This window comes from Asanoa iriomotensis (assembly GCF_016862515.1).
Lineage (GTDB): Bacteria > Actinomycetota > Actinomycetes > Mycobacteriales > Micromonosporaceae > Asanoa > Asanoa iriomotensis.
The window spans coordinates 61,060-73,915 of sequence record NZ_BONC01000025.1 but is presented as its reverse complement, the minus strand read 5'-3'; the positions used below and the strand labels follow the sequence as shown (position 1 = coordinate 73,915).

Genomic DNA, 12,856 nt, shown 5'->3' with positions numbered 1-12,856 from the left:
CGGAGGTCTGATGCGACGGGGGCTGGTGGCCGGCATGGCCGCTTTGCTGTTTCTGGCTGGTTGCTCGGGTGACGTGGGCTCCGGTGCGGCCGCGCCGAGCCCGACCGGCCCGGTGCCGGGCGCCGAGTGCCCGGGCATGGCGTCGGGCGTGGGCGCGAAGCCGGTGCGCTTCGGCGTCGACGGCGCCACGAACCTGGCCGGCCTGCTCGGCGGCAAGGGTTCGACGGGAGTCGTGCTGGCCCACCAGGCCGAGGCCGACCTGTGCCAGTGGATCCTGGGTTTCAACGAGCTGATCGGCAAGGGCTATCAGGTGCTCGCGTTCGACTTCCACGGGCACGGTGCGTCGGAGAGCAGCGAGGTCGGCTTCGACAAGGACGTGGCGGCCGCGGCGGCGACGCTGCGTGCGGCGGGTGCGACCACCGTCGTGCTGGTCGGCGCCTCGATGGGTGGCACGTTCTCGATCGCGGCGGCGGCCGAGATCAGCCCGCCGGTGGCCGGGGTCGTCTCCGTGTCGGCGCCGCTCGCCTACGGCGGGGTGAGCGCGCAACAGGAGACGCCCAAGCTGGCGGTGCCGGCGCTCTTCCTGGCCCAGCAGGACGACGGCCTCTTCGGCGACGCCGCGCTGGAGTTCGAGAAGGCCGCCACCGCCAGCCCGGACGCCCAGGCGTTGGTCACACCCGGCGCGACGCACGGCGTGCCCCTGGTGATCGAAGGCGGCGACGCCAAGCTGCGCGCGGCCTTCTTCGCGTTCCTCGCGAAGCACGCCTCGGTTTAAGGAACGGTCCGTTGTTAACGCTTTCCGCATAGGAACGGTCCGTTCCTAACTCTCGGCGGCGGGCGCGCCGTGGCGGCCCTGGCCGGCGACGAACCGTGCGGCTCCCTCGGCCGCGCCGGCCGCGAGCGACTCGAGGCCGAACGCGAACTCGTCTTCCATCGTGCCGGCGTAGACCGCTTGCCGGTCGTTGCGCAGGCAGGTCTGTGGCAGGCTCGCCAGCTCCGCGGCCAGTGCGCGGGAGGCGGCGAGCGCCTCGCCGGCTTTCGCCAGCCGGTTGACGAGACCCATCTGGTGCGCCTCCAGCGCGGGCACCGGGCGGCCGGTCAGGATCAGGTCCAGCGCCCGACTCTCGCCGATCAGCCGGGGGAGCCGCACCGTGCCGCCGTCGATCAGCGGGACGCCCCAGCGGCGGCAGAAGACGCCGAGCACCGCGTCGTCGGCGGCGACGCGCAGGTCGCACCAGAGCGCGAGCTCGAGGCCGCCGGCGACGGCGTGCCCCTCGATCGCGGCGATGACCGGTTTGGACAGTGCCATCCGGGTCGGGCCCATCGGGCCGTCACCGTCCGGTGCGACGCGGTTGCCCCGGGCCGTGCCGATCGCGGTGAGGTCGGCGCCGGCGCAGAACGTGCCGCCCGCGCCGGTGAGGATCGCGACCGCGGCGCCGTCGTCGGTCTCGAACGCCCGGAACGCGTCCGCGAGCGCAGCGGCGGTCGGTCCGTCGACGGCGTTTCGCTTTTCGGGCCGGTCGATGACCACTGTGGTGACGGCGCCGTCCCGCTCGGTTCGCACGGTCATCACCCAACGATCACAGACCCGCGCGGGTGACCTCCGGCGGGGCACCCGCCCGGGACGCGGCTCGCATGCCAGCATGGTTGCGTCCTTTGTGCCTATACGGGGGGTTTAGTGAGACTTCATCGTTTTGCCGCAGTGCTTGCCGGTGCGCTCACCGCCACCATGCTCGCGCCAGCGGTCGCGAACGCCGCACCCATGCGCGATCGAGCCTGGGTGACCGTGGTCGCTCGCGGGCTGGACAACCCGCGCGGCGTCACGATCGGCTACGACGGCGCAGTCGTGCTGGCGGAGGCGGGCCGCGGCGGTCGCAGCGATCGGTGCGTCGACTCCCCGGAAGGCGGAAAGGTCTGCCTCGGCCTCAGCGGCGGCATCACGGCGGTTTCCGTCGGCCGGCGCGGGGCGTGGTCGCAACGGCGGATCGTGGGCGGTCTTCCCTCGCTCGCGGGCCGCGACGGCGCGTCGGCGGTCGGGCCGCACGACGTGTCGCCGTACGGGGATCGCGAGTACGTCACGGCGCTCGGGCTCGGCGGCACGCCGCAGAGCCGGTTCGACCTGGGTCTCGCGGGTCTGATGCTCGGGCAGACCCTGATCGTGCGGTCCGACCGCAACGGTCAGAGCACCCGCTCGTTCGGTGACCCGGCGGCCTTCGAGGGCCGGCGCGACCCGGACCGGCAGGGCGTCGACTCCAACCCGTACAGCATCCTCGGCACCCGCAACGGAGCGGTGGCCGTCGATGCCGGTGGCAACACCCTGCTGACGATCGGTCAACGCGGTGCGGTCTCGACGCTGGCGGTTTTCCCCAACCGCATGGTGGCCGGGCCGTCCGGTGGTCGGGTGTCCATGCAGGCGGTGCCGACCTCGGTGGTGCGGGGTCCCGATGGCGCCTTCTACGTCGGCCAGCTCACCGGCTTCCCGTTCCCGGTCGGCGGAGCCCGGGTCTACCGGGTCGTGCCGGGCCAGCAGCCGACGGTCGTCGCCCGCGGGTTCACCAACATCGTCGACATCGCGTTCGACCGCCAGGGCCGACTGCTGGTGCTGGAGATCGCGAAGAACGGTCTGGCCAGCGGTGACCAGACCGGTGCGCTGATCAGGGTCGACCGGCGTGGCAACCACACCGAGTTGGTGCCGGGCCGGCTCACCGCGCCGGGTGGCCTCGCGGTGGGCGCGGACGGTTCGTTGTTCGTTACCAACCACTCCACGTCGGCGGGTCGCGGCGAACTGCTGCGGATCGCCAACGTGTAGCTTCCTTCCCTCCCGAACGACCCCCGGTCCACATCGGACCGGGGGTCGTTCTTCGTCAGGCGGCGGCCTGCAACACGAGGATGCCGAGCGTGAGGACACCGGCGGCGAGGAAGAGGGCGCCGATCCAGATCAGGGCGACCAGCGCGTTGGGCTTGGTGCGGCCCTTGCCCATCGAGGAGAAGAAGAAGCCGGCGGGCATCAGGATCGCCGTGATCGGGATCGCGGTGCGGGCCAGCCAGCCCCAGAAGCCGTGCGCGCCGACCGCGTCGGCATACGGGAGCACGACCAGGCTGAGGATCACGAAGACGCCGGCGTGCGCGTGCCCGGCCCGCGCGAACGCCTTCTGGAAGTCGGTCAGCGCCACCGCACCGCGGGCCACCCTGGTCAGGTAGTAACCACCCGTCTCGATGGTCACGATGGTCAGCAGAAGCACCCCGGCGATGCCCAGTGACTGCGAGGTCAGCGTCACGGAGGCCATCCAATCTTGACATCGACTAGTTATCTTGACGGTGACAAGACTAACCTGGAAGGTAGATGGTGGGAAGAGGGGGCCCCGACATGACCAGACCGCACGAGCGCGTGTCGAACGCCGAACGCGAGTCGGCCGCCAAGATGCTCGCCGACGCGACCGGCGCCGGCTATCTCACGACCGAGGAGTTCGACGCGCGGGTGGCGGAGGCGTACTCCGCCGTCACCAGAGCCGACCTCGACCGGGTCCAGGCCGAGATCCCGCCCGAGTGGGTACGGAGTTGGGAGAAGTCCCGCCGGCGCACCGAGCGGTTGCTCGCGCAGCGGTCCTCGGCGCGCAAGCACCTGGCCGCCTATCTGGCCGGCAGCTCGCTGATGATCTTCATCTGGCTGGCCGTCGGCGTCGCCACCGGCGCCTGGTACCCGTGGCCGCTCTGGCCGATCCTTGGTTGGGGCTTCGGCGTCTACCACCAGACCAAGCCGCTGCGCCAGGCCCGCCAGTTGCGCGGCGACAGCGGCCCGCGCGCGTTGGGCCCGGGCACCTACTGAGAGCAGCGCGGGTTCCCGCCGCCGCCCGAACAAACGGCGGGAACCCGCGAGCCCGGCAGGTCAGTCGTCTTCGGCGCGGTGGCGGCCGCCGTCGACCGGGGTCCCGGCCGGCCGACGACGTAGTCCGAAGACGGTGCCGACCTGCGCGCCTACGATCGCCGCGGCGGCGATCACGGCCGAGACGGCGAGCGGGCGGTTGATCTCGAGGCCGCTGTCGTCCTGCCGCTGCGGGCCGGCCGCCAGGTTCTCGTCCGGCGAGGCCGGCGGCAGGGGGACCACCCTCGGCGGCTGCGGCGCCGGCAGGACGGGTGGCACGGTCACGACCGGGGGCGGAGCAGGCTGCGCCGGCTTGGTCGGCTGCGCCGGCTTGGCGGGCGGTGGCGTGGCCGGCGGTGCGGTGGCCGCCGGCGGCCGCGTCGGGTCGTGTCCGTCGTCGAGCCCTGGCTGGATGACCATGCCGCTGGCGTGCTCGCGGTAGCCGCGGTCGCGCGCCTCGTCGGGCAGCCGCAGGAGTTGGCCCGGGTAGATCCGGTCCGGATCCTTGATCTTGTTGATCCGGGCCAGTTCCGGATAGTCGGTGAAGTCGCCGACGTACCGGTCCGCGATCGAGCCCAGGTAGTCGCCGCGCTCGACCTGGTAGCGCGGCTCGTCGCCCGCGCCGCTCTGCCGCTGCGCCGCGACCGGCAGCAGGTGCGCGACGCCGCCCGGACCCGCGACCGCGTCACGGGCCGGTGGCGGCGCCGCGACGGTGGATCGCTCGGGTGTGGACGCCCACGGTGTCGCCGCGGCGGCTGCGAGGCCCGAGCCGTGCGGCTGGCCGGGTGCCGCGATCGCCGCGGTCGCCGGGCTGCCGATCAGGATGAGTGCGGAGCCGACCAGCGCCGCCGCCATCCGCTGCTGGCGGCGGAGCCCGGGTAGTCGGGGCGCCGGCCGGCGGAAGAGCCGGAACGGCAGCTCGATCAGGACGGAGACGGCGAACGTCGCCCAGCCCAACCAGCCGACCACCGCCAGCGCGCGCACGAACAGCTGACCGTCGTCGCGACTGGTCAACGTCGTGCCGATCTCGCCGAGGGTGGGCACGTGGTCAGGCAACGGATTGCCCGCGAAGGCGAGCAGTGCGATCGGCGCACCGCCGACCAGGCCGACCAGCACGACCAGCGCGCCCAGGCCGGTGACGATCTGCCCCACACGTCGGGGCGGAAAACCGCGCACGGAACCCCCTACGAAGTCGCATCGGTGGTGGTGACCAGTTCGACCGTGGCCTCGCCCCGCACCGGGAACGTGTCGGCGAAGCCGAAGAAGTCGAGCATCGCGGCGTCGTACGAGATGGTCACCGCGACCCGGAGGAACTGGGTGCTCTCGTTGCCGCCGGCGTCCTGACCGAGCGACACCTCGCGGTCGACGATGGTCGGGTCGTCCAGGTTGTCGATGAAGGCCAGCGCGGCGGCGGTCGCGTCCGCCTCGTCCACGGCCGGCGTCGCACCGGCGATGGCGTCGGCGACGTTGATCGCCTGCCCACCGGCCCGCGCGGCCTCGGCGGCGATGTTGGCGGCCCGCTGGTAGGCCCGGATGCGGCCGATCCCGTCGAACGTCAGCCCGATCACGATCAGCACGCCGACCAGGGCGACGGCGATGAAGACGCTGACCCGACCGCGGTCGGCCGAGCCGTTCACCCGAGACTCCGGCCGCGGTACCAGTCCAGCGGCGAGGTGTAGCGGGAGGACACCGTCGTCGTGGTGAAGTCGAGGAAGGGGAAGCCGACGAAGTTCAGCGTGCAGTCGACGGTCACCGTGACCACGGGCGGCGGCCCGTCCTGCGGGCCGAAGTCGTCGTTCGCGAACGCGTCGGAAACGTCCGGCGTGATCGTCCGGCTCGCGCAGAGCACGCCGAGCTCGTCGAGGGTGTCGGTGGCGGCGTCGGTGGCCGCGGCGGCCGCGAGGTCGCCCTCGCGCTCGATCGACGCGGCCCGGGCGGCGTCGTGCGCGGCCAGGTCGACGGCGTTCTGCGCGATGGTCACGCGCCCGACGAAGGACGCCACCACCATCAGCATGATGAACGCCGGCAGCAGGATGGCCACCTCGACCGACGCCGAGCCGCGCTCACTCATTTCCGTCCAATGTGAATCGCTCGATCTCGCCGTACGCGGTCTGGGAAACCTCGAAGTCCATGCCCGGGATGACCGACAGGGCTTGGCCGGTGACCGTGAACGCCACCTCGTTGGGCTCGGCCGGCGCGGCCACCACCTCGGCGTCGGTCAGCAGCTCGCTGGTGTGCGTGAGGAACTCGTTGCCCTTGGCCAGGCCGGCGCCCGGTTGCGCCTGGTAGGCCCGCTGCGCGCTGACCGCCTCCTGCGCGGCGGACAGCGCCGCCGACCGGGCCAGGAAAACGGCGGAGATCTGGATGGCCAGGAACAGCAACAGGATGATCAGCGGCGCCACGATGGCCAGCTCGACCGGCGAGGCGCCCCGGTCGGACCCGCTCCGATCTCCGGGCACGGTGCGGCCCCGGCGCGCGGCAGCCGCGTCCGTGCCCGGGATCGGTGGCAGGGCCATCGTCAGCCGCCGGCTCCGGGAGCGGGCAGTTCCTGGATCTGGTCGGACTGGTCCATGAAGTTGTTGGCCGTGGTCATTGCCCAGGCCACGACGATGCCGGCCATCAGGGCGAGGCCGACGATGATGATCGCGGTCGGCACCGGGTTGTCGCCCCGGTCCCCTTCGCCGCCGCGGGACAGTGACCGCAACCGCTCTGTCGCGACCGTGTAGCAATAGGCGAGGTACACCATGGTGGTGCTTCCTTTCGGACGCCCGGGTCTCACACCCGGGTCAGGAAGGGGTAAAGAACGAAGCCCATGAGTACGAACACGAGCATCGCTCCGGGTACGTCGAGACGGCCGGTGACCGCCTCGGCGCGGCTGAGGTTGTCGGTGCGGATCTGGTCGCGCAGCGAGTCGGCCCGGGTGCGCAGGGTCTCGTGGACCTGTGCGCCCTCGGTGCCGGAGGACTGCATGATGGCGCCGACGTCGCCGAGCTCCGGCACACCGATCTCCTCGGACAAGCCGCGCAGCTCGTCCCACGGCGAGTGCATCTGCAGCTGGGCCAGCCGCAGCGCGGTGCGGATGCGCTCGAACACCCAGCCGTCGCAGACGGCCGCCGCGTTCTCCAACGCCTGCACCGGGCCGTGCGCCGCGGTCAGTTGCAGGGCCACCAGGTCGAGATAGGTGCACACGGCGCGGCTGAACTCGCGCCGCGCGCGGTCGGCCTTGCTGAGCACGTCGCGGTGCGCGATCACGGCGGCGACGACGGCGAGGCCGAGGCTGCCGATCACCGGCACGAAGAACGGCACGCCGATGCCGAGGATCTGGAAGATCACCAGCAGCAGCACCGGCGCGAGCAGACCGGCGCCGGCCGCGGTGACGATGGACAGCGCGTACTGCTCGGGTGTGCGGCCCAGCAACGCCAGGTCGCGGGTCGGCGGGCGGAGCCAGCGCGACAGCCCGCCCAGCCAGTCGAGGTTGGTGCGGGTGGGCGCCGCGGGCCCGGCCTGGTGCAGCCGGCGCAGCGCGGGCGCGAGCGCCGGTGCCGCCGGCAGGGTCTCGCGGACGATGACGAACAGGCCGGCGCCGATCAGCGCGCCGCCGAGGACGCCACTGACGAAGGGCACGTTGACGATCACCGGACGGCCTCCTCGAACTTGGGTGCGGCGAGGAAGCGGGCGGACCGCGGCGGCAGGCTCATCGTGCGTACCCAGGCGAGCAGGCCCACGAAGATCGCGCCGAGCACCACCATCACGATCTGGCCGGTCGGTGTCCCGTACGGGCGCATGTAGTCGGGGTTGACCAGCCCGTAGCCGAGCACCAGCAGCACCATGCCGGTGAGGAACCGCACCGCGAACCGCGGTTGGGTGCGCTTGGCCTCCACCTCGCGGCGGGTGCCCACCTCGGCGGCGGCCGCCGACGCGATCGAGCCGAGCACGTCGCCGAGCCGCTCGCCGCGATCGCTGAGGTGCAGGATCAGCGCGGCGACCACCTGGTCGGCGACCGGGTCGGCGATGTCGTCGGCGAACGCCAGCAGCGCGGTGCGGGCCTGCCAACCAGCCTGTAGGCGCGCGGCGAGCAGCCGTACCTCCTCCTGGATCTGTTCCGGCACCGTCGCGACCGTGCCGACGATCGCCTGTTGCAGGCCCTGGCCGGTGCTGGAGACGTCCTTGAGGCGGCGGGTCCACTCGCCGATCGCCTCGATCCGGGCCACCGCCCGCTGCTCGGCACGGCCGACCGTGAACAGCCACGGTGTGCCCGGCACGGCGATCGCCACCAGCAGGCCGACCACGGGCAGCCCGCTGACCAGGAAGGCCAGTGCGCCTGCGGCGGCCGCGCAGAGCAGCAGGATCTGGTGGCGGCGGCGGTCGCGTGGGTTGTCGCTGGAGCCGGTCCACAGCCTGGTCAGGGCCGATCCGCGCGATCCGGGCCGGGCCTGCCGGGTGGTGCCGACGACGGCGACGACCGCCAGGATCGCGCCAGCCACGCAGGCGGCGCCGGACAGCAGCGCGATCAGCTCGAGGTCGGCGGGCAGCTTCACATCGCACCCCGCTTCTGGAGCTGGGTGTGCCGGGGCCGGCGCCACGCACCGACACCCGCCTCGATGTAGCGGGTCAGCATCCGGGCGTCGTACCCGATGCGCATGAGCTGGTCGCGGACCCGTTCCGGCAGGTGGCGGGGGACCGCCCGCCCGTCGGCGCCCGGGCCGAACACCGTGGTCGTGGCGATCCGGTTGTGCTCGCTGACGCCGATCACCTCTTCGATGTGCGAGATGAAGCGGTGTTTGCGGCCCCCGATCGCGGTCTCGTCCTCGACCGTCACGTAGACGATCAGGTCGAGCGCGTTGCCGGCCATCCGGCGGGCCTGGTCGACGGTCATCTCGCGGCCGTGGGAGAGCGCGAGCTCGATGATGCGTTCGCTGACCCCGCCGGGCGTACGCGCGTGAATCGTGCACATCGAACCGCGGCTCGTGGTCATCGCCTGCAGCATCGGCACGATCTCGCGTGATCTGACCTCGCCGACGATGATCCGGAGCACGCCCATCCGCAGCGAGACCGGGATCAGGTCGGCGATCGTCACCTCACCGGCGGGGCGGCCGTCGAAGCCGCGCTCGCCGTGTCCCTCGCGGGACTCGAAGCTCATCACCGCGCGGTGCTTGAGCTGCCGTCGGGCGGGCAGCAGCTCGCGGCTCTCCTCGAGCAGCACGTAGGGTTCGTCGGCCGGGATCTCGTTCATCAGGGCCCGGATCACCGTGGTCTTACCGGCGCCGGCGAGCCCGGCGACCATGATGTTGAGGCCGGCGCGCATCGCGGCGCGGAGGAAGTCGCGTACCAGCGGATCGATCATCTCGTCGAGGTCCGCGCGGGCCCCGGCCAGCTCGTCGAGCGTCACGTCGAGCGTGTTGTGCCTGCGGATCACCGCGTACGGGCGGTGGCTGACCAGGAAGACCGCGGCGAGCCGGCTGCCGTCGGGGAGTTGCAGGTCGAGGGTGGGCTTGGAGGTGGACAGGCTCCGCTCGGTCGAGCCGGCCCGGCGGGCGGCCGCCTGGAGGATCTCGACCATCTCCTCGTCGCTGTCGGCGATCGGGTCGCCCCAGTCGACGCCGCCGCCGTGCCGGGTGATCCGGACCTGATCGCAGCCGAGGATGTGCACCTCTTCGATCGACTCGTCGATCAGCAGGGACTGGAGCCGGCCGAGGCCGACCAGCTCGGCGGTGACCTGGTCGAGCAGCGCGCGCTCGTCGGCGGCGTGCAACGGGGTGCCGGCCCGGCGGACGGCGTCGGCGTAGGCGGCGACGACCTCGGCCGCGAGTCGGGTGCGTTCGAGGTCCTCCTCGCCCGGTGTGTAGTCGCGGCCGCGTTGCCAGTGCGTGAGCCGTTCGGAGAGCTCGCGGCGCAGCTCGCGGACGAGGGCGAAGTCGATCCTGCGGCGTTGCTGGTTCTGGGGCTGGTGCTGTGGCGCTGGTGCTGGCGGCGCCGGCTCGGGGTGGTGGTGCCGGCCGTTGGGCAACAGCGGCGGGACCGTCGAGGTGGCGGCGCGGGGGTCCTGTGCGACCGGCTCAAACCGCATTGCCCACCTCCGTCGGCCAGCTCAACCGGGCCCGGCGGCGCTCGAGCAGGCTGTGCACGGGCACTTCGAGCGCGCCGGCCGCGCGCATCAACGGTCGGTTGGCACGCACGGTGCCGCCGTGGGTGAGCACTTCGGCGGTACGCGGGTCGTGCGGCAGGTGGCCGATGACCGGCAGCCCCATCGCCTTGCTGATCTCCGACTTGGGGTGGCCGTCGCCGATCACCAGCAGGCGCAGGTTGCCGGGCGGGACGCGGTTGTCGGTGAAGTCACGTTCGATCGCCTTGACCGCGCCGCGGGTCGCCGACAGGTCGGCCAACCGCGCGCCGGTGACCACCAGCACGGTCGCCGCGGCCCGCAACAGCGGCCACGGCGGGTTGCCGACCTGGACGCGTCCACAGTCGACCAGCACGTCGAACGGTGGCTGGCCGCGTTCGAGCGAGCTGAAGAAGTCGGCGAACCGTTGCCAGAAGGGCGTCACGCTGCCGGCCTGCGCGGCGTCGACGATGCCCGGCAGCAGCAGCCGCTCGCGCTTGGGCGCGTCGAGGTCGACGAGCTGCGACCAGAAATGCGCCTCCAGGTTGCCGTCGCGCAGTTCGGCGACGGCCACCTCCCCGAGCCCGCGGCGGCCTTCCAGCGCGCCGCCGAGGTACCCGGCCAGGACGGAGCCGCCGGCCGGGTCGCACTCGGCCAGCACGAGCCGGCGGTGCCAGGTGAGCGTGCAGGCCAGGGCGGTGGTGGTGACACCCGGAGCGCCCTTGCCAGAGACCAGCGCGATGATCGCCACTGGTCACGCGCCGGGGGTGAGCACGACGGCGATCCGGTCGGCGTCCGCCAGCAACACGACGGCCGCGACGTCAGCGCTTCGAAGCGCCAGGTAGACCGTCGCGTTGCTGCGGTCCAGGGTCATGTCGATGACCGTGGCGTCGTAGCGGGTGACCGACGGCGGCGCGCCCTTCTCCGGGGTGCCGACCAGGACCACCTTGTCGCCGGGCAGCAGCCGCCGGGCGGGCACCTGGTTGGCCCGCAGGCCGAGCGCCACCTGCTGCTGGCCTGCGGCGAGCAGCGGCTTGTCGGTGAGCTGCGCCATGGTCAGCAGCGAGCCGGGCACGAGCGAGACGGCGGCGCGCTTGCCGACGACCTGGGCCTGTTGGCTGGCCGGCACGGGCGCCAGCCCGGCGCCCCCAGCCACCTGCACGGTCACCAGGTCGTCGGCGGTCAGCACGGTGCCCTGCGGCACCTGACGCCCGACGGCGAGGTAGGAGCCCGTCGCCTTCACCGAGGTGATGGCGAACGCGGCGCCGAGGCCGCCCAGCGCGATCAGCAACACGGCGAGGCCGAGCAGGCCTGGGCGCATCCGGCGCTGGCGGATCACCTTGGGCGGTGCCACCGGCGCGGGCACCGGGACGGCAGCGTTGTTGCGGGTCGGCGTCGCGGTCACTTGGTCACCACCTGGAGCTCGTCGATCTGGATCTGCGCGGGCTCGCTCTCGCGGGTGACGCCGTCGATCGTGCCCGTCTCGCCACCGGCGTCCCAGGTCACGGACCACGTCGTGGTCGCTTGGACGCTGAACGTGCCGGCCGCCCGATAGCCGTCGAATCCGCAGGTGGGCGACTTGCCGCCCTGCCGCACGTACGGCGTGCCCGGGTTGGTGCAGGTCACCGTCTCGTCGTTGCCCATATCCCAGACGATCTTGCCCACGGTGGCGGTGAGGTTGACGGTGACGCCGCGCTCGGACTCGCTGGCCGTCAGCGGACCCCAGGTGCTGACGTTGTCGCCGGGGTTGCCGTCGGCCGGCACCCAGAGCCAGATGGGCAGGCCGACCAGGCCGGGCCCGACGGCGGGGTCCGGCGCGATGCCGACCTCGGGTGGGAGCAGGTCGAGCTGGGCCAGGGCCCGGGCGGCCAGCTCGGCCGGGTCGGGTGGCGCTGCGAAGCCGGGCGGCGGGTTCTCCAGCAGGACCGGCTCACCGCCGGCCAGTGCGCCCGCGCCGCAGCTTCGGGTGTACGAGGTCATGCCCTCGGGCACGCCCGCCGGCTGTGGCTCGGTGACCCGGTAGTAGCAGCTGTCGCTGGAGTTGAACCAGCCGAGCAGGTCGTCGTAGCAGGGGACCTGCTCGCCGTTGCGCAGGCACGGGCTGCCGCCACCGCCGCCGTTGCCGCCACCTCCGCCGGTGTTGCCACCGCCGCCACCGGTGTTGCCGCCGCCTTCGCCCCAGCCCTCGCAGGTGGTCTGGGTGGGCGGGCATTCGGCGCCGCCGTCGTCGGCCAGCGCGGCGACGGCGCCGACCAGCACGACCGCGATGCTCGCGGCGAACACGCCGAACCGGGTCAACCGGCGCCGGGTCAGCACGGCTGGTCCTTGTGCGCGAGGCCGGAGTCGATCAGCCAGCGGCCGTCGGGGTAGCGGCTCGCCGTCGCCGTCGCGACGTATCGGCCCGCCGCGTGACCGGGGACGCGCTTCTTCGTCTTAGCGTCGACCATCGTGTAGCCGGTGGCGTCGATGCAGTCCTGGATCGAGACGGTCGCCGGCACGGAATCCAAGCTCACGGCGGTTACCCGCGGGTCGGAAATGAGTTTGCCGGTACGCATCGCACCGTGCTCCTTAATGTCGCGAATAGTGGTCCGGACACGGGTCAGCAGCGGATCGCCGAGGTATTTCTTCAGCTCCGGATAGTTCGGATCGGGAATTGCCTCGGCCTTTCGGGCGGCGGCGAGATAACCGGCGTACGCGTCGAGCGCGGACTTTGTCGCCGTGGCCGTATCGGGGTCGGCCGAGCGCGCCGGTGCATTGTCGAATGTGGCCGTCGAGGGCGGCTCTGAACCGCAAGCGGCCAGCGCCGCCGCGAGCGCGACGGCGACGGCGGCGCTCGCCAGTCGTGGTGCGGGCACGGTGCATCCTCCCTGCGTCGCCTGGGACCGTGGGCGAAA

At 72.5% G+C, this 12,856-nt stretch carries 17 protein-coding genes; 3 read left to right on the top strand and 14 right to left on the bottom strand.

The window, feature by feature from the left end:
* The first annotated feature begins 10 nt into the window (after nt 1-10).
* A complete protein-coding gene (locus Air01nite_RS18995; RefSeq protein WP_203703974.1) occupies nt 11-775 on the top strand; it encodes an alpha/beta fold hydrolase in 765 nt (254 codons plus the stop codon).
* 45 nt (nt 776-820) lie between these two features.
* On the opposite strand, the gene Air01nite_RS18990 is transcribed toward Air01nite_RS18995, so the two are convergent.
* Complete coding sequence (locus Air01nite_RS18990; RefSeq protein ID WP_203703972.1) at nt 821-1,570, bottom strand: crotonase/enoyl-CoA hydratase family protein; 750 nt, start codon at nt 1,568-1,570, stop codon at nt 821-823.
* A 210-nt stretch (nt 1,571-1,780) separates the two neighbouring features.
* Between Air01nite_RS18990 and Air01nite_RS18985 the strand changes: the two genes are divergently transcribed.
* Complete coding sequence (locus Air01nite_RS18985) at nt 1,781-2,809, top strand: ScyD/ScyE family protein (protein WP_203703971.1); 1,029 nt, start codon at nt 1,781-1,783, stop codon at nt 2,807-2,809.
* A gap of 55 nt (nt 2,810-2,864) precedes the next feature.
* Here Air01nite_RS18985 and Air01nite_RS18980 read toward each other — a convergent pair whose 3' ends face one another.
* A complete protein-coding gene (locus Air01nite_RS18980) occupies nt 2,865-3,287 on the bottom strand; it encodes a hypothetical protein (RefSeq protein ID WP_203703970.1) in 423 nt (140 codons plus the stop codon).
* A gap of 80 nt (nt 3,288-3,367) precedes the next feature.
* On the opposite strand from Air01nite_RS18980, the gene Air01nite_RS18975 reads away from it, so the two are divergent.
* Nucleotides 3,368-3,826, top strand: a complete 459-nt coding sequence (locus Air01nite_RS18975; RefSeq protein ID WP_203703969.1) for a DUF1707 domain-containing protein — start codon at nt 3,368-3,370, stop codon at nt 3,824-3,826.
* Nucleotides 3,827-3,886: 60 nt separating this feature from the next.
* Here Air01nite_RS18975 and Air01nite_RS18970 read toward each other — a convergent pair whose 3' ends face one another.
* Genes Air01nite_RS18970 through Air01nite_RS18915 form a run of 12 tightly spaced genes read right to left on the bottom strand, consistent with a single transcriptional unit; the run spans nt 3,887 to nt 12,802 of the window.
* The gene (locus Air01nite_RS18970) at nt 3,887-5,014 is read right to left on the bottom strand and encodes a LysM peptidoglycan-binding domain-containing protein (RefSeq protein ID WP_239090806.1); all 1,128 of its coding nucleotides are present in this window, start codon (nt 5,012-5,014) and stop codon (nt 3,887-3,889) included.
* A gap of 32 nt (nt 5,015-5,046) precedes the next feature.
* The gene (locus Air01nite_RS18965) at nt 5,047-5,499 is read right to left on the bottom strand and encodes a hypothetical protein (RefSeq protein ID WP_203703966.1); all 453 of its coding nucleotides are present in this window, start codon (nt 5,497-5,499) and stop codon (nt 5,047-5,049) included.
* On the bottom strand, nt 5,496-5,933 hold the full coding sequence (locus Air01nite_RS18960; RefSeq protein WP_203703965.1) for a TadE family protein: 438 nt from the start codon (nt 5,931-5,933) through the stop codon (nt 5,496-5,498). Before Air01nite_RS18960 ends, Air01nite_RS18965 begins: the two co-directional genes overlap by 4 nt.
* Complete coding sequence (locus Air01nite_RS18955) at nt 5,926-6,378, bottom strand: TadE/TadG family type IV pilus assembly protein (protein WP_203703964.1); 453 nt, start codon at nt 6,376-6,378, stop codon at nt 5,926-5,928. Before Air01nite_RS18955 ends, Air01nite_RS18960 begins: the two co-directional genes overlap by 8 nt.
* 2 nt (nt 6,379-6,380) lie before the next feature.
* Nucleotides 6,381-6,608, bottom strand: a complete 228-nt coding sequence (locus Air01nite_RS18950) for a hypothetical protein (protein ID WP_239090805.1) — start codon at nt 6,606-6,608, stop codon at nt 6,381-6,383.
* Between the two features lie 29 nt (nt 6,609-6,637).
* Nucleotides 6,638-7,495 carry a type II secretion system F family protein gene (locus Air01nite_RS18945; protein WP_203704011.1) on the bottom strand — a complete coding sequence of 286 codons (858 nt, stop codon included), beginning with the start codon at nt 7,493-7,495 and terminating at the stop codon, nt 6,638-6,640.
* Nucleotides 7,495-8,394 carry a type II secretion system F family protein gene (locus tag Air01nite_RS18940; protein WP_203704009.1) on the bottom strand — a complete coding sequence of 300 codons (900 nt, stop codon included), beginning with the start codon at nt 8,392-8,394 and terminating at the stop codon, nt 7,495-7,497. The genes Air01nite_RS18945 and Air01nite_RS18940 overlap by 1 nt, the downstream gene beginning before the upstream one ends.
* Before the next feature lie 2 nt (nt 8,395-8,396).
* Nucleotides 8,397-9,929, bottom strand: coding sequence for a TadA family conjugal transfer-associated ATPase (locus Air01nite_RS18935; RefSeq protein WP_203703963.1), 1,533 nt, complete (start codon nt 9,927-9,929; stop codon nt 8,397-8,399).
* The gene (locus Air01nite_RS18930) at nt 9,919-10,713 is read right to left on the bottom strand and encodes a CpaE/TadZ family protein (RefSeq protein WP_203703962.1); all 795 of its coding nucleotides are present in this window, start codon (nt 10,711-10,713) and stop codon (nt 9,919-9,921) included. The genes Air01nite_RS18935 and Air01nite_RS18930 overlap by 11 nt, the downstream gene beginning before the upstream one ends.
* Nucleotides 10,714-10,716: 3 nt before the next feature.
* Nucleotides 10,717-11,367 (bottom strand): SAF domain-containing protein, encoded by a 651-nt coding sequence (locus Air01nite_RS18925; protein WP_373310431.1) that lies wholly within the window; start codon nt 11,365-11,367, stop codon nt 10,717-10,719.
* A complete protein-coding gene (locus Air01nite_RS18920; protein WP_203703961.1) occupies nt 11,364-12,278 on the bottom strand; it encodes a hypothetical protein in 915 nt (304 codons plus the stop codon). Before Air01nite_RS18920 ends, Air01nite_RS18925 begins: the two co-directional genes overlap by 4 nt.
* Nucleotides 12,272-12,802 carry a hypothetical protein gene (locus Air01nite_RS18915; protein ID WP_203704007.1) on the bottom strand — a complete coding sequence of 177 codons (531 nt, stop codon included), beginning with the start codon at nt 12,800-12,802 and terminating at the stop codon, nt 12,272-12,274. The genes Air01nite_RS18920 and Air01nite_RS18915 overlap by 7 nt, the downstream gene beginning before the upstream one ends.
* Nucleotides 12,803-12,856 lie beyond the last annotated feature (54 nt).